The sequence below is a fragment of the Acinetobacter sp. CWB-G5 genome (assembly GCF_019209785.1).
In the GTDB taxonomy this organism is placed as follows: Bacteria; Pseudomonadota; Gammaproteobacteria; order Pseudomonadales; family Moraxellaceae; genus Acinetobacter; species Acinetobacter johnsonii.
Window position 1 is genome coordinate 347,659 of the sequence record NZ_JAHUTF010000001.1, and the last position, 23,778, is coordinate 371,436.

Annotated in this window: 23 protein-coding genes; 15 read left to right on the plus strand and 8 right to left on the minus strand. The window is 41.3% G+C overall.

The genetic code is table 11. The features are described from left to right. Positions 1-3 precede the first annotated feature (3 nt). Positions 4-318, minus strand: coding sequence for an NGG1p interacting factor NIF3 (locus KVY11_RS01765; protein WP_218287920.1), 315 nt, complete (start codon positions 316-318; stop codon positions 4-6). An 83-nt stretch (positions 319-401) separates the two neighbouring features. On the opposite strand from KVY11_RS01765, the gene KVY11_RS01770 reads away from it, so the two are divergent. Next, positions 402-1,112: a hypothetical protein gene (locus KVY11_RS01770; RefSeq protein WP_218287921.1), complete on the plus strand. Its 711-nt coding sequence runs from the start codon at positions 402-404 to the stop codon at positions 1,110-1,112. Positions 1,113-1,154: 42 nt separating this feature from the next. Here KVY11_RS01770 and KVY11_RS16560 read toward each other — a convergent pair whose 3' ends face one another. The 3 genes from KVY11_RS16560 to KVY11_RS01780 all read right to left on the minus strand — a co-directional run bounded on the left by KVY11_RS16560 (position 1,155) and on the right by KVY11_RS01780 (position 6,253). Beyond that, entirely contained in the window at positions 1,155-1,283 is a 129-nt protein-coding gene (locus tag KVY11_RS16560) for a KGW motif small protein (RefSeq protein WP_004693854.1), read from the minus strand. A 222-nt stretch (positions 1,284-1,505) separates the two neighbouring features. Beyond that, a complete protein-coding gene (purL, locus tag KVY11_RS01775; RefSeq protein ID WP_218287922.1) occupies positions 1,506-5,342 on the minus strand; it encodes a phosphoribosylformylglycinamidine synthase in 3,837 nt (1,278 codons plus the stop codon). A gap of 185 nt (positions 5,343-5,527) precedes the next feature. Continuing rightward, on the minus strand, positions 5,528-6,253 hold the full coding sequence (locus KVY11_RS01780) for a hypothetical protein (RefSeq protein ID WP_183175303.1): 726 nt from the start codon (positions 6,251-6,253) through the stop codon (positions 5,528-5,530). A 534-nt stretch (positions 6,254-6,787) separates the two neighbouring features. On the opposite strand from KVY11_RS01780, the gene KVY11_RS01785 reads away from it, so the two are divergent. From KVY11_RS01785 to ruvB, 3 genes are all read left to right on the plus strand, one after another. Further along, on the plus strand, positions 6,788-8,128 hold the full coding sequence (locus KVY11_RS01785) for a deoxyguanosinetriphosphate triphosphohydrolase (protein WP_218287923.1): 1,341 nt from the start codon (positions 6,788-6,790) through the stop codon (positions 8,126-8,128). A gap of 126 nt (positions 8,129-8,254) precedes the next feature. Beyond that, a complete protein-coding gene (gene ruvA / locus KVY11_RS01790) occupies positions 8,255-8,857 on the plus strand; it encodes a Holliday junction branch migration protein RuvA (RefSeq protein WP_218287924.1) in 603 nt (200 codons plus the stop codon). Positions 8,858-9,143: 286 nt separating this feature from the next. Then, positions 9,144-10,154, plus strand: coding sequence for a Holliday junction branch migration DNA helicase RuvB (gene ruvB, locus KVY11_RS01795; protein ID WP_005399718.1), 1,011 nt, complete (start codon positions 9,144-9,146; stop codon positions 10,152-10,154). Between the two features lie 54 nt (positions 10,155-10,208). Here ruvB and KVY11_RS01800 read toward each other — a convergent pair whose 3' ends face one another. Next, positions 10,209-11,441: an acetamidase/formamidase family protein gene (locus tag KVY11_RS01800; protein WP_094148599.1), complete on the minus strand. Its 1,233-nt coding sequence runs from the start codon at positions 11,439-11,441 to the stop codon at positions 10,209-10,211. 217 nt (positions 11,442-11,658) lie between these two features. After that, on the minus strand, positions 11,659-12,240 hold the full coding sequence (locus tag KVY11_RS01805; protein ID WP_218287925.1) for a hypothetical protein: 582 nt from the start codon (positions 12,238-12,240) through the stop codon (positions 11,659-11,661). A 221-nt stretch (positions 12,241-12,461) separates the two neighbouring features. Here KVY11_RS01805 and ybgC point away from each other — a divergent pair, with 221 nt between their 5' ends. From ybgC to pal, 6 genes are all read left to right on the plus strand, one after another. Next, the gene (ybgC, locus tag KVY11_RS01810) at positions 12,462-12,869 is read left to right on the plus strand and encodes a tol-pal system-associated acyl-CoA thioesterase (RefSeq protein ID WP_004693869.1); all 408 of its coding nucleotides are present in this window, start codon (positions 12,462-12,464) and stop codon (positions 12,867-12,869) included. Between the two features lie 26 nt (positions 12,870-12,895). Then, positions 12,896-13,594: a protein TolQ gene (gene tolQ, locus KVY11_RS01815; RefSeq protein WP_004693871.1), complete on the plus strand. Its 699-nt coding sequence runs from the start codon at positions 12,896-12,898 to the stop codon at positions 13,592-13,594. Further along, positions 13,594-14,046 carry a protein TolR gene (tolR, locus tag KVY11_RS01820; protein WP_004693872.1) on the plus strand — a complete coding sequence of 151 codons (453 nt, stop codon included), beginning with the start codon at positions 13,594-13,596 and terminating at the stop codon, positions 14,044-14,046. The genes tolQ and tolR overlap by 1 nt, the downstream gene beginning before the upstream one ends. Before the next feature lie 3 nt (positions 14,047-14,049). Next, on the plus strand, positions 14,050-15,309 hold the full coding sequence (gene tolA, locus KVY11_RS01825; RefSeq protein ID WP_218287926.1) for a cell envelope integrity protein TolA: 1,260 nt from the start codon (positions 14,050-14,052) through the stop codon (positions 15,307-15,309). Between the two features lie 360 nt (positions 15,310-15,669). Continuing rightward, on the plus strand, positions 15,670-16,953 hold the full coding sequence (gene tolB, locus KVY11_RS01830; RefSeq protein WP_171522876.1) for a Tol-Pal system beta propeller repeat protein TolB: 1,284 nt from the start codon (positions 15,670-15,672) through the stop codon (positions 16,951-16,953). 51 nt (positions 16,954-17,004) lie between these two features. Continuing rightward, positions 17,005-17,574, plus strand: coding sequence for a peptidoglycan-associated lipoprotein Pal (pal, locus tag KVY11_RS01835; RefSeq protein WP_168159064.1), 570 nt, complete (start codon positions 17,005-17,007; stop codon positions 17,572-17,574). A 59-nt stretch (positions 17,575-17,633) separates the two neighbouring features. On the opposite strand, the gene KVY11_RS01840 is transcribed toward pal, so the two are convergent. After that, positions 17,634-17,834: an NF038105 family protein gene (locus KVY11_RS01840; protein ID WP_004980614.1), complete on the minus strand. Its 201-nt coding sequence runs from the start codon at positions 17,832-17,834 to the stop codon at positions 17,634-17,636. Between the two features lie 181 nt (positions 17,835-18,015). Between KVY11_RS01840 and KVY11_RS01845 the strand changes: the two genes are divergently transcribed. The 5 genes from KVY11_RS01845 (at position 18,016) to KVY11_RS01865 (ending at position 21,304) form a co-directional block, all read left to right on the plus strand. Further along, the gene (locus KVY11_RS01845; RefSeq protein ID WP_058952079.1) at positions 18,016-18,990 is read left to right on the plus strand and encodes a class 1 fructose-bisphosphatase; all 975 of its coding nucleotides are present in this window, start codon (positions 18,016-18,018) and stop codon (positions 18,988-18,990) included. Between the two features lie 53 nt (positions 18,991-19,043). Next, complete coding sequence (locus KVY11_RS01850; RefSeq protein WP_218287927.1) at positions 19,044-19,829, plus strand: RNA methyltransferase; 786 nt, start codon at positions 19,044-19,046, stop codon at positions 19,827-19,829. A 152-nt stretch (positions 19,830-19,981) separates the two neighbouring features. Then, positions 19,982-20,596: an RNA polymerase sigma factor gene (locus tag KVY11_RS01855; RefSeq protein WP_010326406.1), complete on the plus strand. Its 615-nt coding sequence runs from the start codon at positions 19,982-19,984 to the stop codon at positions 20,594-20,596. Continuing rightward, positions 20,593-20,910, plus strand: coding sequence for a hypothetical protein (locus KVY11_RS01860; protein ID WP_010326405.1), 318 nt, complete (start codon positions 20,593-20,595; stop codon positions 20,908-20,910). The genes KVY11_RS01855 and KVY11_RS01860 overlap by 4 nt, the downstream gene beginning before the upstream one ends. Then, positions 20,900-21,304: a DUF3106 domain-containing protein gene (locus KVY11_RS01865; RefSeq protein ID WP_058869328.1), complete on the plus strand. Its 405-nt coding sequence runs from the start codon at positions 20,900-20,902 to the stop codon at positions 21,302-21,304. The genes KVY11_RS01860 and KVY11_RS01865 overlap by 11 nt, the downstream gene beginning before the upstream one ends. 78 nt (positions 21,305-21,382) lie before the next feature. Here the strand turns inward: KVY11_RS01865 and KVY11_RS01870 are convergent, their stop codons facing one another. After that, a complete protein-coding gene (locus tag KVY11_RS01870; protein ID WP_256350544.1) occupies positions 21,383-23,755 on the minus strand; it encodes a CSLREA domain-containing protein in 2,373 nt (790 codons plus the stop codon). Between the last annotated feature and the right edge of the window lie 23 nt (positions 23,756-23,778).

A 23,778-nucleotide genomic window follows, 5' to 3' on the forward strand; every position in this document is an offset into this window, starting at 1 on the left:
CCATTAAAGAACATCGACCATCTGAATAAACTCAAAAGCGGGTTCTTCATATGGATGGCTTAATGTTAAAGCCTTTGCCACAGCAGAAGCCTTTCCCTCTGGAACAATGGTTTCCACCCGCCACTCTGGAATTCGCTCCAAAGCATCCAACTCACCTATAAATGGATTTGCGTCTTTTACAGGTTTAAATTGGCCTGTGCCTAAAACTTGCCAAGCACAGTGTTCATAGTTTCCTATGCCACCAGCCCCTGCTTCAAAAATCGCAAGTTTAGTGGTTTCAAGATGAGATTCGGGGACATAGTAGATCAGTTTGAGCATTTTATAAATAACCTATCAAATTCTAAGTTATATAGTAGAATAACTTCACATCACCTATTGGGCTAAAAAACACCCATAAAAACATGAACATTATTGACCTTCAACGTATTCTATATCCTATATCAAAATGCTTACAAACTGTAAGAAAAGACTATTTCTATTTTGGGTACTCATCTGATCTAGCTATTTCTATTAAAAATATATCAGATGAAAAATGGGAACTAAATACATATGAAAGAGGTGAAATTATTAGTCAGGAATTTTATTTAAGTGAATACATTACTTGTTTAAATTTTTTGTATCACATTGATAAAATTTCAACTGATGATCCAAATACTATGAAACTGATAGATTATTCAGAAAATTGGGCACTTTTAGAAAAAAATAAAGAGTTTTATTTTTGCATCCAAAGTTCCAGACCATATCTTTATAGTGACTTTTCAATAATTTTAACGGCTGTAGAAATTCAAAATTATAGATCCCTAGGTCGCAACTTTCTATTTTCATTACAATCTGAAATTGATGCAAGCACCCCAATCAGAACATCATCAAATTATCACAAAAGAAAAATTAATAATAATTTAGAGAATGAATTATCTAATAGGCTACTAGATGAATTTGAACTTCTAGATGTTTTTGAATTAAATGCTCAAGAAAAAATTAGCACATTAGAACAATCTAAATTAATTAATGACTCTCCTACTTTTATTAAAAATCGAACATCTCAACCACTTTATATTCTTCCAGCTATTATTTTCATTTATATAATTTTGAACTATTTTTTCAACAAATAATACATAAGAAACCGCCTCACGGCGGTTTTTTAATTCTCAAAATCACATCTGCAATGCATAACCCAAAATCAAAAAGATCAATTGCAAGCTCAAAATCACAGCAAACAACTTCCATCCTTTTTTACGCAACGCAGACTTATCGACTGCTTCGTATGTAACTGTTTTAATCATGTCATCACCTCATACATGAGTGTTGATACTGAAATTGTTTAGTGATCCATCTTTCTTCTATTTTGCATGATATTTGTGCATTTATTACACAATATCACTTTCACACAAATATAAAAGCAAAATCTAAACCAACTTCAACGGGAGAAATAAAAATTAAAAAAACAAAAAGACAATTCAATAAAAAAGCCACCCGAAGGTGGCTTTCAAAACACAGACTTCAGATTAACCAATGAACTTACGTGCATTACGGAACATACGTAACCATGCACCGTCTTCAGTCCACTCTTCAGGCTTCCAAGAATGCTGTACAGCACGGAAGTTACGTTCAGGGTGTGGCATCATAATCGTTGCACGACCATCTTTCGATGTAACACCTGAAATCGCTTCTGGCGAACCATTCGGGTTCATTGGATAGTGTTGAGTTGGGTTACCTTGACTATCAACATAACGCAAGATCACTTGATTACCTGCATTTAATGCAGCCAAGTTATCCGCACTTGTCACAACACGACCTTCACCATGTGCAACTGCGATAGGCAGGATTGAACCTTCCATACCTTCTAGCAATACAGAGTTCGATTTTTCAACACGAACGTTAACTGCACGCGCTTCAAACATCTCAGAAGTGTTGCGGTGGAAACGCGGCCAAGCTTCAGCACCCGGAATCAGTGGAGCCAATTGCGACAACATTTGACAGCCGTTGCAAATACCAAGAGAGAACGTTTCGTCACGGTTGAAGAATTTTTCAAATTGGTCACGAAGTTTTGGGTTGAACAAAACTGATTTCGCCCAGCCACCACCCGCACCCATGACGTCACCGTAAGAGAAACCACCACATGCCACAAGACCTTCAAAGTCATCTAGGCTGATACGACCTGCAAGTAAGTCGCTCATGTGCACGTCTACAGTGTTGAAACCAACTTTGTCGAATGCCGCAGCCATTTCAACATGACCATTTACGCCTTGTTCACGTAAGATCACCATGTTTGGACGACGTTCGTTGATGTACGGCGCTTCGATTGGCTCATTCAAATCAAATGTAGGTTTTGCAATAATACCTGCATGTGATTTGTCCGTGATTAATGCAAATTCTTGATCCGCTGTTTCCACGTTATCACGTAGACATTGAATCTGATGTGACACTTCAGTCCACGCCACTTGCAAGTCTGCACGTTCAAGCACTAAGCCATTTACAGTCAATTGATCGGTGTTGTTTACCGTACCAATGACCGCAATTGCATCGCGTAATGTAGATGCCGCAACTTCGTCTGCAAGTGTTGCCCAATCAGACGCGCTGATTTGAAGCACTGCACCAATTTCTTCTGCAAATAGACTTTCAGTTGATTGATCTTCTAAAGCCACACCAAGACGTGCTGCAAACATCATTTCCGCAACAGTTGCAAGCAAACCACCATCACCGATGTCGTGGTAAGCCTTAATTAAGCCGCGGTTATTCCAGTCTTGAACCAAGGCAAAAAATGCTTTGAAGTCATCAAAACTATCTACATCAGGTGTCACTGAACCAATCGCTTTATAGACCTGAGCAAGGATCGAACCACCTAGGCGGAACTGACCTTTAGAAAGATCAATACGGACAAGTACTGATTCTTCATTTTTCAATTCAGGCGTTAAGGTTTTACGTACATCAGTCACAGGAGCAAAGGCTGTGATTACACCTGACATCGGTGAAGTCACCGATTTGTCTTCGCCTTCATCATTCCAAGTCGTACGCATTGACAATGAGTCTTTACCCACTGGAATTGCAATACCGAGTGCAGGACACATTTCCATACCGATGGCTTTTACACCTTCAAATAAAGCTTGGTCTTCACCTTTTTGCCCTGCCGCCGCCATCCAGTTTGCAGACAATTTAATGTCACTGATCTGGTCGATTTTTGCAGACATAATATTTGAAATCGACTCTGCAACCGATAAACGTGCAGATGCCGCAGGATTTAACAAGGCAACAGGTGGACGTTCACCCATCGCCATGGCTTCACCTGTATAGCCTTGTAAGCTTGTTGTGGTTACTGCTGCATCTGCAACAGGAACCTGCCAACGACCTACAAACTGATCACGTGCAACCATACCTGTAATTGAACGGTCACCAATGGTGATCAAAAATGATTTAGATGCAACAGTTGGGTTTTTAAGAACGCGGTAAATTGCATCTTTCAAATCTATGACTTTAGATGCATCAAAGTCGTCGCCTTGACGTTCAATCGTTTCATACGAACGGCTCATACGAGGTGTTCCACCTAGCATGACTTGCATTGGCATATCCACGGCTTTGTTATCAAACAATGGATCGTTCACTGTCAATTGACGCGCTTCTGTTGCTTCACCTAAAACGGCAAACGGACAACGTTCACGTGCACATAATGATTCAAATAATTCTAAAGAACTTGGACGAATCGCCAATACATAACGTTCTTGCGCTTCGTTTGACCAGATCTCCATTGGAGACATACCTGGCTCAAGCGAAGGAATCTTACGCAAATCAAGAATCGCACCCAGTTCGTGGTCATTCACCAATTCAGGCATTGCGTTCGAAACACCACCTGCACCCACGTCATGCACAGACACGATTGGGTTGAAGTCTTCCATACGCCAGCATGCATCAATCACTTCTTGGCAACGGCGTTCCATTTCAGGGTTTTCACGTTGTACAGAAGCGAAGTCTAGGTTTTCACCGAGTTTACCGCTGTCTACAGAAGATGCAGCACCGCCACCAAGGCCGATCAGCATTGCAGGCCCACCAAGAACGATCAGCAAATCACCTGGTTGAATTGCATCTTTTTCCACATGGTCTGGACGGATGTTACCGTAACCACCAGCAATCATGATTGGCTTATGGAAACCTTTCACATCGCCATTCACATTTTGTTCAAAAGTGCGGAAGTAACCATTTAAAGCAGGACGACCAAATTCGTTGTTAAACGCAGCACCACCCAATGGGCCTTCAATCATAATTTGAAGCGGAGATGCCATACGAGATGGTTTACCGTAGTTTTCTTCCCAAGGCTGTTCAAAGCCCGGAATGTTCAAGTTAGACACCGTAAAGCCAGTTAAACCTGCTTTTGGTTTACCACCACGACCTGTTGCGCCTTCATCACGGATTTCACCGCCCGAACCAGTCGCAGCACCCGCAAATGGCGCAATCGCTGTTGGGTGGTTATGCGTTTCCACTTTCATCAGGATGTGAGCGGCTTGGCTCTTGTATTTATAAACGTGGTGACCAGTCGCTTCATCTTTCTTCGGATAGAAACGCTGAGTATCAAAACCAACAATCACCGAAGCATTGTCTTTATATGCTGACAATACATCTGTCGGTGATTCTTTATAAGTATTTTTAATCATTTGGAACAATGACAATGGCTGTTTTTCACCGTCAATTGTCCATTCAGAACCAAAAATTTTATGACGACAGTGCTCTGAGTTTGCCTGAGCAAACATCATCAGTTCAATATCGTGCGGATTACGACCGAGCTTGTTAAAAGCAGCAACTAAATAATCAATTTCTTCATCAGAGAGTGCAAAACCAAACTCAGAGTTCGCTTTTACTAAAGCATCTTTACCCTGACCTAAAATGTCGATTGCATTTAAAGGCTTTGGTGCAGTTTCAGAGAACAATGCAGCAGCGTCTTCAATTTGATTGAACACACTTTCAGTCATACGGTCATGTAAAACTTGTTTTACTGCATCCGATACTTCAGAAATACCTTTTAAAGTAAACAAAACACCGCGTTCTAAGCGGTGTATCGGGGTATTACAGTTGGCAAAAATATCCGTTGCCTTTGATGACCACGGCGAGATTGTGCCTACACGTGGTGTCACAAGGACTTGAACTTCATCACTTGTCGCTTCGCGAACTTGGAAGGTTGCACCATCATTTAATAGCTGCAAAGCAGATTGCTGTTGTTGCTCGTCGAGCGCTTGGTCGAAAAGGTAAACCCATTGGCTTTCTATTGATTGAACAGAACTAATAGACGATAGACGTGTTAAAAGTTGTGTTTGCTTAAAAGAAGAGTGTGCAGGTGCACCGGCAACGATAAACATGCTGTTTTTGGCTCCACGGGCAGGTCTAGACAACCTACCTCAATGTGACTTGAAGAGAGCGCATATTCTACTGTGAATGCAAGTTTTGAGCTAGTCATATCAGACTTAAAATATGCTGAAATCGTGGTTTTAAATGTCCGAATTTCTTTGACTTTCGCTGCTAAACATGATTAGTAACAATTGATTTACTTGACTGAATATATGTACTCGCCTGTTTTCGGATCTTCTTTAGCAATGATGCCGTTCTTTTTATAAAACATATTCCCACATTGAAGCTCTTCATCAATTTCACCATCTATTGCATAAGAAAGTTGCACATTCACTCGCTTTAAATAAGGATGATCAAAAGCTGGTTCGATAAAAAATGCATCTAAACTTTCCATGTTATAACAAACATAGATTTGCTCAGGTGTACCGTTTTTATTCAGGTCAATGCTAAAGGTGTGATCAGAATTTTGTACTATTCGATCATTTTTCAATGATACAAAATTAACTAAATCACCTTCTCTATCAATTTCATAGGAATATTTTTGATTTTCATCCTCTGAGCCACCATTACAGTTTTTAATTGGTTTTCCAATTTTAACTTTTTCGGATTGAAGCTCTTCTTTGGTAAATTTAGATTTACCATTTATTTCATTACTGAGCAAAATCGCCCAATAATTTTTCCCCTCTGCGCGTGGGGCATCTGTCCAAATACAATTTTTAGCAATGAACTGATCGCCCTCTTGTTGAAAGGCAAAAGTAGCGATAGGTAAATCTTGGATCACTTTATTTTCAACCGATAAGTTTGGTTTAACTTGAGAAACTTTTGATTCAACTTTTTCAGATGCAGTCATCTGTTTATTTTGATTAGGTTGGCTGCAAGCGGATAATAAGATACTGATAGCTAATAATAAGCTTTTATTCATATTTTTCTCAGGCTCATAATAAATAGGTTCTGGATCCCATCCATTGTGGAAAATCAATAGTCGTTTACACTCAAGATATAAAATAACTGATTTCAAATCTTTATATAATTCTTCCGCATCAATTTGTGCTGAATATTGATCATAGTTTTGATCTGAAATATAAGATTATTCGTGTAGGCAAGGTATTTCCCCTAAAGAAATAATCGTATTACACTTACACAGGAGTTTTGGCATACCGCCCGTAGTTAGTTTATTTAAAAAATCAATATAGTTAGGTCTAATTAGTCATACTTGATCAAAACAGAGTGGAATTTAGAACAATCATGATTGTTTCCCCCCTTTCAGCACGAAATAAATGGCAGATGATTGAAATGAATTTATATGATTTCATCATCCATTTTTTTTCAAAATAATGGTGAAAAGTATAGGGAAAACCAAAAGTCATAAATTAAAAGACAACTTATGTCGCAGCCCTCTAGAGCTCGTCACACTTTTTTGGCATGATGAAGCCAATGACTTACTGAATAACGATAAATGATGCAAATGCGTTGGTTGGAACTGCTCTCAACAGTTCGTATTGGAAGTAAAAAACAAAATACCGAATTGGCACGTAGCCCATTTCACAAAGATTATGACCGAATTATTTTTTCTCAAAGTTTTCGCCAACTGAACCGAAAAACCCAAGTCCATCCTCTGACTCAACACGATGGCATTCACACCCGTTTAACGCATTCGCTTGAAGTCTCCTGTATTGGCCGCTCTCTTGGCATGCTGGCAGCGGAAAAAATCAAAGATGAACTACCAATGTGGATTTCCCCTGCCGATGTTGGAGCCATTATTCAAGCGGCTTGTTTAGCACATGATATTGGGAACCCACCGTTTGGTCATGCGGGTGAATATGCTATTCGTGAATGGTTCGACGATGCATCACATGGAAACTTTTTAGAGAAACTTTCCCCAGAAGAACAAGCCGATGTGCGTCAATTTGAAGGTAATGCCCAAGGTCTACGCTTACTGACTAAAATTGACTATCACCCTAATGATGGTGGCATGCGTCTGACCTATGCAACACTGGGGGCTTACTTAAAATATCCATGGTTGTCTAAAACCATCGAGTCACAAGGCAATACTCCTGCCAGTAAACGTGCCAAATTTGGTTGCTATCAGGCAGAAAAAGAAATCCTGCAACAAATTGCAGAGCAACTTGGACTGATTCAACTGGGTGAATATCATTATTGCCGTCATCCACTGACTTATTTACTTGAAGCTGCAGATGATATTTGCTACGCCCTGATTGACCTTGAAGATGGCATTATTTTAAACATGTTGTCTTATGAAGAAGTTGAACCGATTTTTTTAAGCTTGCTGGGTGAATACAGCGCACCAACTGAACTGTCGATGCCAGATACGACTTGGCAGCAAAAAATTGCAGCCCTACGCGGACGAGTTATGAAACGTCTGGTTGAAGAAGTCACATCGGCTTTTGCTAAGCATCATTTTGAAATTTTAAGCGGACAACTGGCGGGTAGCTTACTGCAATACTGCGCTGTTGATATTGAGTTAGGCATTAACCGTGCAAAGGATTTAGCACGCGATAAAATATTTGAACACCCACAAAAAGCGGGTTTAGAAATTATTGCCCATCAAAGTTTACAAAACATTTTAGATGCCTTTATTCCGCTCACTACACCGCATAAAACATTGAGCTTTAAAGAACAACGCTTAATGGCTATTTTATGTCGTTCTGGTGCGCACTTTGGTAGCAACCACTATGAAAATATCATGCAGGTCTTAGATATTATTTCTAAATTTTCAGACCACCAAGCGTACAACTTGTCTCAAGAGTTACAAGGCAATAAGGCAGGATTGATTTAAATAAGTCATCAACATCCAGTTTGATGATAAAGCCATCAATCCGAACTCAATTTTCCATGAGTCTTTTGCCTTTCTGCGCAATGCTCACTACTATGCAACCATTGATAAAAAAGTGAATCACACAACATGATCGGATGTCTTATTGGTGAAGTCTTCGCACTAGAAGCACCCACCGTACTTTTAAATGTAAATGGTGTCGGTTATGAAATTGATACACCACTGACGACCTTCTGCCAACTACAAAAAGGCCAGAACATTACCTTATGGACGCACCTTGCCGTGCGTGAAGATGCTCAACTGCTCTATGGTTTTCTACATCAACAAGAAAAAATCATTTTTCGCACCCTATTAAAGGTCAACGGTGTCGGCCCTAAAATGGCTTTAGGTATCTTATCCACGCTCAGCGTCGATATGCTGATTCATACCGTTGAACATGAAGATATAAATACACTGGTTAAAGTACCGGGCGTGGGTAAAAAAACTGCTGAACGTTTGATGATTGAGTTACGTGATCGCTTTAAAGCGATGTCTTCAGGTACAGTGCCAAGCAATTCAACCGTTGAACAAATCCAGTTCTCAGGCAACTCTGCCGTTGCAGAAGCCGAAGCTGCATTACAGTCTTTAGGGTACAAACCTTTAGAAGCACAGAAATTGGTCAATGCTGCAAAAGGTGATTTTACTGAAGCGAGCGACATCATCCGTGCTGCACTCAAATCGATGAATAAATAAAGCGCTTCAATCAACACGACATTTGATACACGTAAGTGTCATTCGCAACTGTTCGAGTCAGGAGACATTTGCACATCAATGTTTCTGCGATATAGTCGATACGAACTTTCATTCGATGAGTTTTGCGAATGACGGTGGTTTTGCTTACTTTTGCCAAAAAAAAAAGTAAGGCGAACCGCAGGTTATTCCTGAGTTTCGCTTGAAAATGGAAAGACTCCGCCAAGGTATATACTTTCTTTTCTGACATTTTGCTACAAAGCATATTCACCTAAAGTTTAAATAATATATGCAAGACCGTCTCATCGGTGGTTCCGAAAAACCCGAAGATCATATCGACCGCGCTATCCGCCCGACCTCACTCGATGACTACATCGGTCAGCCCGTGGTTCGTGAACAAATGGAAATTTTTATTGGCGCAGCACGTGGTCGTGGTGAAGCCCTTGATCACACCTTAATTTTTGGTCCACCGGGACTAGGTAAAACCACACTTGCCAATATTATTGCCCGTGAAATGGGTGGAAACCTCAAGTCGACTTCAGGCCCCGTACTAGAACGGGCTGGGGATTTGGCAGCCATGCTGACCAACCTTGAAGAAGGTGATGTGCTGTTCATCGACGAAATCCACCGTCTTTCCCCCGTGATTGAAGAAATTCTTTACCCAGCCATGGAAGACTACCAACTCGATATTATGATTGGTGAAGGTCCTGCGGCGCGTTCAATTAAGCTCGACTTACCACCTTTTACTTTAGTTGCCGCAACCACACGTGCTGGACTCCTCACCTCTCCTTTACGTGACCGTTTTGGTATTGTGCAACGCCTCGAATTCTATTCAGTCACTGACTTAACGCATATTGTGACTCGTTCAGCCAATTTGATGGATGTGCCTATTACGCGTGAAGGTTCAGCAGAAATTGCACGTCGTTCACGTGGTACGCCGCGTATTGCCAACCGTTTACTACGTCGAGTTCGTGACTATGCGCAAGTCAAAGGTACTGGTGAAGTGACACAAGATATGGCTCAGCGTGCCCTCGATATGCTCAATGTCGATAAAGATGGTTTAGACACTTTAGACCGTCGTTATTTGAGTATGTTACTTGAACGTTTTGATGGCGGCCCTGGTGGTGTAGAAGCTTTGGCAGCAGCGATGGCTGAAGACTCAGGTACATTAGAGGACGTGATTGAACCGTATTTAATTCAACAAGGTTATGTCATGCGGACAGCCCGTGGCCGTATTGCCACCAATATGGCGTATTTGCAGTTTGGTATGACACCGCCTGAACCGAAGGATAAACCCTAAAACGCCTGTTTAATGCAAAAGAAGGAGGCTTAATGCCGCCTTCTTTTTGGTTCACTATCTATTCTTTGTTTCTTTAAACTCATTAAAGTCTGCTTTACGGATCATGGCATGAATACCTTTGGTACGATCAACCACTTGGGATACCTCAAAGTCTGTAGCGGCACTTAAATAAGCATATGCAATTTCTTCTGAAATACCATATTCATCAACCAAAAAGCGAATCGCTTCACGTGTTGATTTACGCATTGCTTCGTCCAAATCTTCGTCTAAACCAGGCGTAATCCAAAACTCCGCATTCTCTGCTAGAGGTTGTCTAATGGTTTTACCAGGTACTTTATCCTTGCCCGCTTTTAACAATGTAATTTTAAACGTTGCCCGTGCTGATCCCTCAAGAGCAGTCAAGGAAACTTCACCATCTCCTTGAACAAAATGACTATCACCTGTATAGAACAGTGCACCTGGCACTTGTACAGGATAGTACACCGTTGCCCCAGCACTTAACTCATTAATATCAATATTTCCTCCATAAAATGATGGGGGTACTGAATGCACAGGTTCGCTTGTATTTGCAGCCACCCCCATAGTTCCCATAAATGGGTTTAAAGGAAAGCGGATTGATGGGCCTGTATCAGTTTTTAAAACACCTTCCCAAACTCCATTTTTATTTTTTTCAATTGGCGTAAAGATAGAAACATTACCGTATGCATCTGGATTATTTGCTGAAGCTCCATCCATCTTTTTACGCTTTGGAAACTCAGGTAATGTACCCTTTCCATGTCTATTTGAAATCACACCATAAGGAACTCGTGGTTCAACTTTTAAGATTTCAACTTTTAAAATATCCCCAGGCATTGCACCATCAATTGCAATTGGACCTGTGATGATGTGTGGACCATCTTTATGAAAATCATGCTTTAAATTGGAGCGCGTAATTAATTTTGCTTCATCTAGAACATTTTCAGATTCAACCCCATGCGATGAAAAATACTTTTCAGCATCTCTCCCCTGATCTTCAAGCAATCCTTCATGTGAAACAGTATCAAAGGTCACTGTACTTTCCGATGGAACTGTTAATACAGGTTTAGCATTCTTATTTGGTAAATAGCCCCATGTAATTGTTTTTAATGTACTTGGAACATAATAATTCCCTTGATATTCACCTTTTTTTAATAACATTGGCTTATTTTCTAGTTGTTTTAAAACCTGAAAGTCATCAGCAAAAGTGAAAGATGAAAGTGCTAAAAGACCAGATGTGACAGCTATAGATAATGCTAAACGCGTTGACATATGTAAATTTCCCTAATTTAATTACATAACGCTAAAAGCAAATTTAATGCCATTTTAAGTTATTATTCACGTTTTAATAAAGTTATACCTAGTCGCTCTATTAGTCAGCTTCTTAATACAATACTGGGTATGCATTTATAAAATATTTAAATAACATTATCTTTTTTTTAAACGAGAATCCATCACAAGCCTTGGCTATACATCCCCTCTCGACAATTTATAAAGAGGAAATTTCTCTCACCTCTTCGACCAGCATTAACTCACACGCCCCATTCCCTGTGTCTGTCCGACTCAGTGAACTGCGCCACGTCCAACCATCAGCCGATTTAACTTCAACCAGTTGCCCTTTTAAATAAACCATGTCGTCTACATCAATATCTGCAAGTTTTTGTGCAACAACTTTATTGGCTGGGATCAAATGCGTATTGGCACTACTCGACGCAATGTCATTTAGAGGAATGGGTGGATTGTTCTCATAACGCCAATAATACCAACGATTACTTTGTGTAATAGATAGTTGCTTGTAGACTTCAGGCTTCGCCATCTCGTTCCAACCCAAAGCAAAATCCACAGGACTTAGCTCTGCTTCACGACCCATCCTATAGTTTTCACGCGCCAACACACGAAACTCTCCCGCATATGGCTCTAAGGAAGTAATCGTGTAGCCTTCAACCTGCTGTACATTTTCAGTCGGCGAATATAACTCTAAACTTCCGCTTCCTTGCTCAGGTTTAAGCCAATATGTCCACAGCGCAAATGCCACAGCCAAAATAAGCAGCAGCTTAAAATAACCATTCATTCCTTTATCCTTATATTTTTATAGCCATACAGCGTTCAACTCCCCCAACAGTCATGAATCACAATATTTGACATCTTGTGCCATTGGAGTGAAATCTCATAATGCTAAACTGCGACGCATTAGTACTTTGACGTGCACCAATTTTAAGACCCTGTCCTTAAATATAAAAGCGCCAAGTCAATCTAAATCGACTCGTACAACTGGAAAAACGGAATACTCTCATGGCGAATAAATTTGAATTCAACATTCGTGTCTATATTGAAGATACTGATGCAGGTGGCATTGTTTACCACGCCAATCATATTCGCTTTATGGAGCGTACCCGTACAGAGTGGTTACGAGCTTCTGGTGTAGATCATTACTGGCATCAAAAAGACTATAACTTCGTTGTACACAAAATTAATGTGAAATATTCACGTCCAATTTTAATGGATGATTTAATTACTGTTACAGCAAGTGTTGTTTCGTGTAAGGCTACGTCATTTGTGTTGCAACAAAATATTTATCGTGGTGAAATCATGCTTGCATCTGGTGAGGTCGAATTGGCATGTATCAGTTCAGAAATGAAACCACGTCGACTTCCCGATGAAATCCGCGAACTGATTCTAAAAGAATTAGGACAAGACTAAAAAAATTATTGGCACATGTAGTAACTATGGCAACTCAACTCGAATCATCTCTTCAAGTTTCAGATCTAATATTACAAGCAAGCCCAGTCGTACAACTGGTAATGCTGGCTTTACTTTTGGCCTCGCTGTTTAGCTGGTATCTGATTGCCAAGTTACACATGAGTTATAAAAAAGCACAGGCAGACGATGACCATTTCCAAAAAATTTTTTGGTCGGGTGCTGAACTGAATACGCTGTATAACAATGCGCAACTTAATTCCAAACGTGTCGGCCTTGAGGATATTTTTTATCAAGGTTTAGGCGAGTTTTTAAAACTCAAAAAACGCAATGCTGCCCCAGCACAAACCATTGAAGGCACAGAACGTATTTTACGCGTCGGTCTAAGTCGTGACCAAAGCCAACTTGAACAAGGCTTAGGTGCTTTGGCCAGCATTGGTTCTGTTGCCCCGTATGTCGGCTTATTTGGTACCGTTTGGGGCATCATGAATGCATTCATCGGTTTAGCAGACGTAGATCAAGTCACCCTTGCAACGGTTGCACCCGGTATTGCTGAAGCCCTCATTGCTACAGCGATTGGTTTATTTGCAGCGATTCCGGCAGTATTGGCATTTAACCATTACACCGGAAAAGGCGAAACGGTTTACTCCGATCGTGCTTTATTTGCAGAAGAAATGGTTGCGTTATTACAACGTCAGTCTTTGGGTGAAACTAAGGAACATGACTAATGGCAATTCAACGTTCAGGGCGCTTCGAGCGCATTAAAAAACCACTAAAAAGTGAGATGAACGTCGTCCCATATATTGACGTCATGCTCGTATTATTAGTGATTTTTATGGTCACCGCACCCATGATTACCAGCGGCATCAATGTCGATCTTCCTCAGGCCAATGGCAACCCCATTGAATCAAAAGATGCACCTGCAATGGTCAGCTTAGATAAAGAAGGTCGCTATTTCCTTAAATATAAAACACACAGTTCAGCTGAACCTTTGGCTTTATCTGAATTGACGTCTATTTTAAGTGAAGCACAGCAACAAGCTCAGGCTGAAAATAAAACTTTAACCGTTGTTGTGGAAGGTGAACAGTCGCGCTCTTATGGCGAAGTCATGTCGCTCATGAACAGTCTACAAGAAGCGGGTCTCAGCCAAGTTGGATTACTCACAGAGCCATTAAAGTAATTTATGAAAGATTTTAAAAAGCCACCTTTTAAACAAAAAGCCATCGCGCTTGGATTTACCTTTGGTATCCATGTGATTGCTGTTGTTGGCTTACTTTATCTTGGTATGAGTAAACCACCAGAGCCACCGAAGCAAATTAGAACTGTGCTCATCAAACCTGAGGACTTAAAGCCTGTTACGCTTGAAGAAACAGAGTTTACGGAAACAGCACATGAAAATGTCGCCAAAGAAATCAGACAAACTGCTCCGCCCGCTGTAGAGCCTGCACCTGTTATCCCAACAGCGCCACCTATAACACCCGTTGTACCAAAGGTCGACGCTCAAAAAGCAGCAGCGGATGCCAAAGCTGCTGAAACGGCAGCGCGTAAAGCTGAATTACAGCAGCAGATTCAGGCACGTGCAAAGGCAGAAGCTGAAAAACTACAAGCTCAGCAAGAACGTGCTGCTGCCCGTGCAGCGGAGCAAGCTAAAAATGCTGAGAAAGCCAAAGCAGATGCAGCGGCGAAAGCCGAAGCAGACGCCAAACGCCGAGCAAACTTAGAAGCATTGAAAAAAGCAGAGGCAGTACAAAAAGCGAAGCTTGACGCACAAAAGAAAGCAGATCTCGCTAAAAAGCAGCAACAAATTACTGACGCAAAAGCCAAAGCTGATTCCGAAAAAGCCAAGGCTGCAGCTGATGCAAAACGTAAAGCTGATGCGGACAAAGCGAAAGCCGCCGCTGATGCGAAAGCCAAGGCAAATGCCGATGCTAAAGCTAAAGCAGATGCTGCGAAGATCAAAGCTGACGCTGATGCGAAACGTAAAGCTGATGCTGATAAAGCTAAGGCAAATGCTGATGCAAAAGCCAAAGCTGATTCCGAAAAAGCCAAGGCTGCAGCTGATGCAAAACGTAAAGCTGATGCTGAAGCGAAAGAGCGTGCGGCTGAAGAAGCACGTGCTTCATCTGCAAAACAAGCTGCCGAAGAAGCCGCGCAAAAGAAAGCTGAAGCAAAGCAAATTGCTTCAACAGCTAAGCGCGACTTTGAAAATAAAATTAAGCGTGCATGGGATACCCCAGCAGGTTCAACGGGTAAAACCGCGACTGCACGTGTCACGCTTTCAGATAGTGGCGCTGTACGCTCTGTGATCGTTAGCTCCAGTGACCCTGACATGAAAGCCAGCGTTGAAGCAGCTGTTCGTTCTGCGGCACCCTATCCAATGCCTTCAGATCCAGAAGCACGCCGGCAAGCACAAAGCTTTACCTCATCCTTTACTGCGAAATAACTCAAATCCCTCTGAACAGCCAGGGGGATTTTTCCAGCCATATTCACAGTATTTTTAAGTACTCAAATGACTTATTTTAAATACGTTTAATCTGTTTTAGCTTTCAATAACAACCATTACAACATTTTTAATTTCAGTCGATATTTCACTCAATACAAGCAAATCGCCACTCCCCCGTTATCACACATATCTACCTACCCGTTTTAGCATTTACGCTTCAACGACTTAATTCTTACTCATTTTTCACAGTGTTATAACAGATCAGTCATAATTTCATGCTTTTAATATTAGAAAATCATGCCATTATGTAGAACAATTAAACCCACAATAAAAGCCGTTTGTTTGAGTAAATAACGAATGATGGAAATGACGCGTAAACACCTTCTTAGCCTAGCCATTTTAACTGCTTTCAGCCCAGTCTTAGTGACTCAAGTGCATGCTCAGCTTCATTTAGAAATTGCAAAAGCACCTGAAGAAGCGCCTAAAATTGCAATCGTACCTTTTAGCAATGACAGTAGCCTCTATCCTATTATTGAAACAGATTTAAACCGCTCAGGGAAATTTACCAGCGCTTCAAAAAATTTACCTGCAACAGCCAGCATGAATAATCCGAACGCAGCCAACTGGCAAGCAGCTGGTGTTCCATATGTCGTTACAGGAACAGTAAAAACCACTGAAAATGGTAGCTACGAGGTTCATTACCAACTGTATGATGTCCAAAAACAACAATATCTTTTAAATGAATTATTAACCGTTCCAGCATCACGCGTTCGTTCTGCTGCACACATGATTAGTGATGCCATTTATCAAGCCTTAACTGGTATTCCTGGGGACTTTAGCGGTCGTATTGCTTATGTGCTACGCAATCCAGCTACACCGGAACAACGCTATACACTACAAATCGCGGATACTGATGGTGAGCAACCACGTACAATTTTAACCTCACGCGACCCCATTCTATCGCCTGCTTGGACACCAGATGCCAAGAAAATTGCTTATGTTTCATTTGAAACCAAACGCCCTGCAATTTATGTCCAAGACCTTTCCACAGGTGCGCGTGAAAAGCTTGCTAGCTTCCGTGGTCTAAATGGTGCGCCAAGCTTCTCACCAGATGGGAAAAGTATGTTGTTCACCGCTTCTATGCATGGCAACCCAGAAATTTACCAAATGAACTTGGAAACCCGTCAACTGCAACGTATGACCAATGACAGTGCCATTGATACTGAAGCACGTTATGCACCAGATGGTAAGTCATTTATCTTTACTTCTGACCGTGGCGGTTCTGCACAAATTTACCGTTATGACTTGGCAAATAGCAGCTATAACCGTCTGACCTTCCGTGGCGCATTCAATGCACGTGGTACGCTCAGTGCCGATGGCAAAAAACTAGCACTGGTCCACCGTCCAAGCGGCAGTAACTATAAAGTCGCTATTCAAGATTTAAACTCAAGTGTCACCAATATTTTAACGCCAACCAGTTTGGATGAATCACCAAGTTTCTCACCAAATGGGCAGATGGTGGTCTATGCAACGCGTGAAGGTTCACGTGGTTTGTTGTCGATCATGTCACTGGATGGCCGTTTCCGTATGAATTTACCAAGTGAACAAGGTGAAGTCCGTGAACCTGCTTGGGCACCCAAATAACTTTTTAATGACTAGTCATTTAATAATCATCAATTTTCATGGAGATGAAGAATGAAATCGATCAAACTTTTAGCCCTTCCAATCTTAGCGACTGCTCTTGTGGCTACAGGTTGTGCGAGCCGCAAACCTGCTGCAACAATTGAAGCAGGCCAAAACCCAAATGGCTCAACCACAGTCAATACTCAAGGTCTAAGTGAAGATGCTGCTTTAAATGCACAAAATCTTGCAGGTGCATCAGCAAAAGGCGTGACTGAAGCCAACAAAGCATTTTTAGCAAAACGCGTTGTACATTTTGACTATGACAGTAGCGACCTCAGCAATGATGATTACCAAACGCTACAAGCCCATGCACAGTTCTTAATGGCAAATGCAAATTCGCGTGTAGCGTTAACAGGTCATACCGATGAGCGCGGTACACGTGAATACAATATGGCATTGGGTGAACGTCGTGCCAAAGCGGTTGAAAGTTTCTTAATCACCACAGGTGTGAGTCCAAACCAACTTGAAGCTGTTAGTTACGGTAAAGAAATGCCAATCAATGCAGGCCATGACGAAAATGCATGGAAAGAAAACCGTCGCGTAGAAATTAACTACGAAGCAGTACCACCACTTTTAAAATAATGCTGGTATCACAACTGAAATAAAAAAAGCGCTCCTTTCGATGAGCGCTTTTTTATGACTTAAACTTGTTCAGGCTTGGGATTTTCATCAGACTCTTCAGCATGTTGCATAGATTCAATCATGTCATGTTTATTGAACTTTTTATACTCAGCTTTCGCTTCGTAGTCTTGCCACGCTTTTTTCACGCTATCGTCTGAAATATCATCTAAGTTAATCCCTTCGCTCGGCGTTGGAGTCGCATCAAATTTTTGCGTTGTCATTGTTGTGCTCCTATTTTTACCTGATATTCCTTCCATCAACATAGCACTTTCCACAAGACTTGCAAGGGTAAAATCGAAGCAAATAGTCGAGTTTAATTGTTCTTTTGTCTCGTTCTCGACTAAAATATAGCGCAATGTTGATTTTGTTACGTATTCAAGTTTTAGTGGAGTCCTCCCCCTTATGTCATATCTCAATCTGTCCCAATTTTTAGAACAACAAACGGGAAATCTTACGCCTGAATTGGCACAAGTGATTAGCACCATTGCTGCTACTTGCCAAACCATCGATCAAGCTTTACAAAAAGGTGCTTTAGCTGGTGTCTTAGGTAGCGCGCAGCATGAAAACGTGCAAGGTGAAGAACAGAAAAAACTGGATGTAATTTCAAATGATTATTTGATTGATGCTCTAAAAATCCACCCACAAGTTGGTGGTTTAGCGTCTGAAGAATTGGATGAATTCACGCCAGCTCAAGAAAATGGCAAATATTTAGTTTTATTTGACCCACTTGATGGTTCAAGCAACATCGACATCAATATGTGTGTGGGTACTATTTTCTCAATCTTGCCTGCAAAAAATGCAGTGACACAAGCTGAAGACTTTATGCAAGCAGGCAACCAACAAGTTGCTGCGGGTTATGTACTTTATGGCCCATCAACCATGTTGGCACTAACAGTCGGCGCAGGTACGGTGTTCTTTACCTTTGACCCAGAAACTCAACAATTCTTGCTCACCTCTGAAAATATTCAAGTGGCAGCAGATACCAAAGAATATGCCATTAACTCATCAAACCAACGCCACTGGGAAAACCCAGTAAAACGTTATATTGAAGAACTTCTTGCAGGTAAAACAGGTCCACGTGAGAAAGACTTCAATATGCGTTGGGTGGCTTGTATGGTGGGCGACATTCACCGTATTCTTTGCCGTAGCGGGATTTTCATGTATCCATACGACCTCAAAGATCCGAAAAAAGCAGGTCGCCTGCGTTTAATGTATGAAGCAAACCCTATGAGTATGCTAATTGAACAAGCTGGCGGTGCATCAACAACGGGTCGCGTTCGTATTTTAGACATCGAACCAACTGACCTACACCAACGTGTCCCTGTGATTATTGGTTCTAAAAACGAAGTCGATTTAGTGACCGGCTACCACAACTAATTTTTTTTAAATGCGCATAGCCATCTGAAGCGTTATGCGCATGAGTCTCTCCCATGTCAATCGTTTTTCTTGAATCAAAAGACAACCCAAAGATTAAACATCTGCGCGGTTTAATAGAGCAAAGTAGCTACCGTAAAAAGCAAGGTCAAACTGTGCTTGAAGGGACACACTTAGGCTTAGCTTGGGTTGAAAAAAAGAAGAAACTCAATTCTATTTTCACCACTGAAAATGCACTCGAACACCCTGATATTTGCGATATTTTAGATGAATATGAAGGTGCTGTTTTTGTCATTGCTGAAAGCCTATATCGAGACTTAAGCACATTGGGGACCACTTTGCCCTTCTTGGCAGTTGTAGACTTACCAAGCTCAAGCCAAAGTGTAGACTTTAGCTTGGATACCTTGATTTTGGAAAACATTCAAGATCCAGGCAATGTAGGCACACTACTCCGTTCTGCAGCAGCAGCAGGTATTAAGCAAGTTATTTGTACCAAAGGTTCTGCTGCACTCTGGTCACCACGTGTATTACGCGCAGGCATGGGTGCACACTTCTCACTCAACACCTATGAAAACGTTGCCATCGAAGATGTACTCGAACGCTTTGAAATTCCAGTGTATGTGACCAGCTCACATCAGGCTGAAAGTTTATATCAAAAAGATTTAACACAAGCTTGTGTCTGGATCTTAGGCAATGAAGGCCAAGGAGTTTCTGACTTTGCTTTAGCACATGCTCAAGCACTAAGCATCCCACAGCCTGGTGGCCAAGAATCTCTCAATGTCGCTATTGCGGGTTCAATCTGCTTTTTTGAAATGGTGCGTCAACGACTTGAAAATCGTTAAGTTATATTAACTAAAGTCGGCTCAGCAGAAAAAATAGATTACACTAGAAAAAATAATTACTTGTGTTGTCAACCAAACCATTATTTCCAACGTTATAGGCACATGATCGAGGAAATAATGGTGGGTATCCGATGACAGGATTTTCCATCTCTATGGATTTAGCACCCAAACAGTCTAAAACGCAGGATTCTAGTACTCTAAAGAGTACCGCCGAGTCTCGCCTAAAAAACTTCATGCAAGAAGTGACTGGTCGTGCGTTAGTAATGATGGAAACTGCCACCCAAAACCAGCAGGGTATCGCCATGGATTTGGTGCAAGAAGCTTTTATTTCATTACACAAATCTTATTCAGATCGATCTACGGAAGAATGGTATCCCCTGTTCTATACCATTTTAACCAATAAATTACAGGATTGGCGTCGTAAAGAAGCACGTCGAGCACAACCGTTTTCTTTCTTCAAAAAAGTCAGTCTTGATGATGACGATTTTGAAGTCAATGAGGTGGTCGATGAAAGAGCGCTGAATCCTTCAGACTTCTTAAGTCAAGCTGTCACTGCGGATGAAATTCAAGAAGCCATTGCTGGTCTTCCGGTTCGTCAGCAGCAAGCATTTATGTTACGTGCATGGGAAGGTTTTGATACTGCAACCACTGCGCAAATCATGAATTGCTCTGAAGGCAGCGTTAAAACTCATTACCACCGTGCGATTCAAGGCTTACGCAATGCTCTCGCACATTTGAATCCACATCTAGGAGGATCATCCGAATGAAAGATGATTTCTTAAAGCAAGTAACCTCCAAACTTGATGGGCTCGCGCAACACCACAAAAACAAACCCGTGGTGATGCAACATGTTCTTGATGACATTCAAGATCAAAAGTCCTCACGTTATGGCCTTTGGAAAATGTCTGGTTTTGCTTTAGCTGCGGCTATTGCTGGCTTTGTCGTACTTCCGAACTCTATAACCCTTGATGAAAAGCCACATAACCAAGTGGTTTCAACTCCTAAACTTTCACCTCAAATGGTTGAAGATTTAGAAATGTTATTGGTTTTAGGTGAGGACACTGTTCCACATGGCAGCTAAACGTGTCGCTTTCGCACTTTGCACGCTAGGTTTTTTACAAACCAGTTTTGCAGGTTTTGATCGTTTTTGGATTTTTTCTAAAGATGCAGATACCCAAGTGTCTGAAACATGGGAGTCGTTGTCTGAAGAAGAACAGCGTGCGTTGATTCAACGTTACCAGTCACTAAAAGAACTGCCCGATGCGCAAAGTGCAGCCCTGCAACAACGTATGGACTGGTTTACTCAGTTACCTGAGCAAGAAAAGCAAAAAATGCGTGACACTTGGCAACAGATGAGCACCCAAGAACGACGTGATTTACGTGTACGCATGCAAAAAGCAGATGCAGATGAACGCGTGAATATTCGTAATGAATATATCAATAAATATATCCATAACAACACTGCTACACATTAAGATGCCTAGCCGAATATAAATACTATAGAAACGCTCATAAAAAAATGCCTCATGTGAGGCATTTTTTTATGCTTACATTTATATTTTTCGTCGTTGTCTAAACCACGCTAATGACAACAATCCAAGCACCCCAAGACTACCCATTGAGCCACCACCACCGCCACTCGCTTCCGTATTGGTATTTTTAGCAGTGTTCGTAAAATACATCATCGCAGATTTAGACTCTTCAGCCTCTGCATCATAGATCACATATTCAATTTCATAAGGGAATGGACTGAAATTATTGCGGACTTCAACTTCAATATTGCCGCCATAACATACATATTTTTCATATTCTCCCGGACAAGAACCTGTACGTTCTGGCTTAATATTAATGCCTGCATCCTGACGTACTATACGAATAGCAAGGCCCTTTCCATTCGCATCACGGTGAAATGCTGGACGCTGATGTTCTGCCGCGACTGTACTAATTGGCCCATCACCATCATCACTATCATTTGCCAGTGGATTTACATTGAGTTTTAAAGTTCCACCATAATTCAGGGTGTATTCATCCGTTTTGGCAATCGGTTGTATATTGCTAAACTCCGCTTTTAAAATACCCGAAGATGTTGCCTGCGTAGCCTTACTCTTCACACTATATTGGCAATAGACATATTCTGTGCTGGTTGTAGGCTTACCGTCGGTGCGGTAAATCATGATTTGTTTTAAATCATCCTTCCACTCACAGCGTAAAGTTGGATCCGCTCTGAGTTTTGAGGTATCCAACACACCATCTTTGGCGCTGAGCACACCTACACCTAATACCTGAGTTTCAGTAATGGTATAATTCTCAGTGTTCATTTCTTTTAAAGCCGACGTTCCATCAGCAGTGTTGACCACAGTCTCATCTTGCAAGACAAACTGGAAAGGATCGACATAAATCGCTCGGTACTTTTGATGTAGTTTGGTTGCCGCTAAAAGCTCTTTATAACGCTTTAACTCCTCATTAAACTCGATCAAAAAGTCTGGATTGGTGTTTTTATTGGCGATTAATTCTTCCAATTCCTTAATATTATTCTCATACGCCTGAAGACGTTCTGCCTGCGAGCTATTTTTCAAATCAGCAATATCCGCTGCCGCTAAACGACGTAGCTCAACCGACCCAATATCGCAACTGTTGGCTTCCGCAGGTGCTAACATCAATGTTCCGTCGACAATACGATCTAGACCGCGCTGATCACTGTCATTACAGCTCAATTTACTGTTGGTATCGAGTAAATCAACTCCACCACTATTCACTTTCGGGAAATACATGGGGCGGAATAAATTATATTTCGATGGCGAAGTTAAAGAACTGAGTAGACTTCCAATAGCCACATTTTTCACATCAATATTAGTATCTGTCGTACCATCGAGTATTCGTGCACTTGCTGCCAGTTCACACTGACTGGTCGCCGTATCAAACGCATTGTAACCAGCCGTCACACCTGCATCATATTTATCGGATAGTGTCTGAGAACCGACATAGCGGCATGATGTGTTTCCATTATATGCAAGCACATTGTAATACAACGACTTCATACCGAAATCGTCATAATCCAAAACAGTTGCTGCACTGTTTTCTACAATAGTGTTATTTGACAATAAGAAATTACTCTCAAGACTCAGATTATGTTCTCGGGTATTGACGGCATAAATAATGCTTCCATTTGTCGAATTTGCTGTATTTTTTGCAATCGTATTATTCGCCATAGCAACTTTTGGATTACCACAAAAATCAAATGTATTCAGATTCGATATCTGACCATTCGAAATAATACTATTCGCTCTAAATTCTATATTGGTTTTTACATCCAAGAGCCCTGCATAACATTGCATTGCAAGAACACTACCCACAGGCGCTTGATTGCCTTGTAATACACTATTATTTACAGTCACCTGATGCTCACCAGGACCAACGAGATAGAGTGCCCCACCTTTTTTATCGGACTTTGAGTTTAGAATTTGTGCATTATTTAAGGTTAATGCTCCACCGACCAATAAAGCACCGCCTTCATCTGCCGAATAACCATTTTCTAAAATGACATTCTCTAGCGTCAAACTGGTCTTGGTAATGGTATTGAATAAACGTGACTTTCCACCTGCATCAATCCGTGAAGTCAACTCACCTAGGGCTGGATACTTAAAAGTGATGGGATTTTTCTCACGATCTAAATAAGGGCTTTTCCCAAAAACCACCACTTTAGACTCGGGAACAATTTCCTTACTCAGTTTATACGTCCCCGCTGCTAACTGAATATAATCGGTTTGACCTGAACCCGTATTCCCCGCACTACAGCCACCATAAGCCTTATTTAAGCTGGCTGTTTTGATTGCCTCACGGAGTGAACATTGATTCATGTTTACATTATCTTCATCCTCAAATGTGTTGACATGAATTGTTCTATCTTCTGCAGCCATTAATGTCATAGCAGCTACCACTATGACACCCA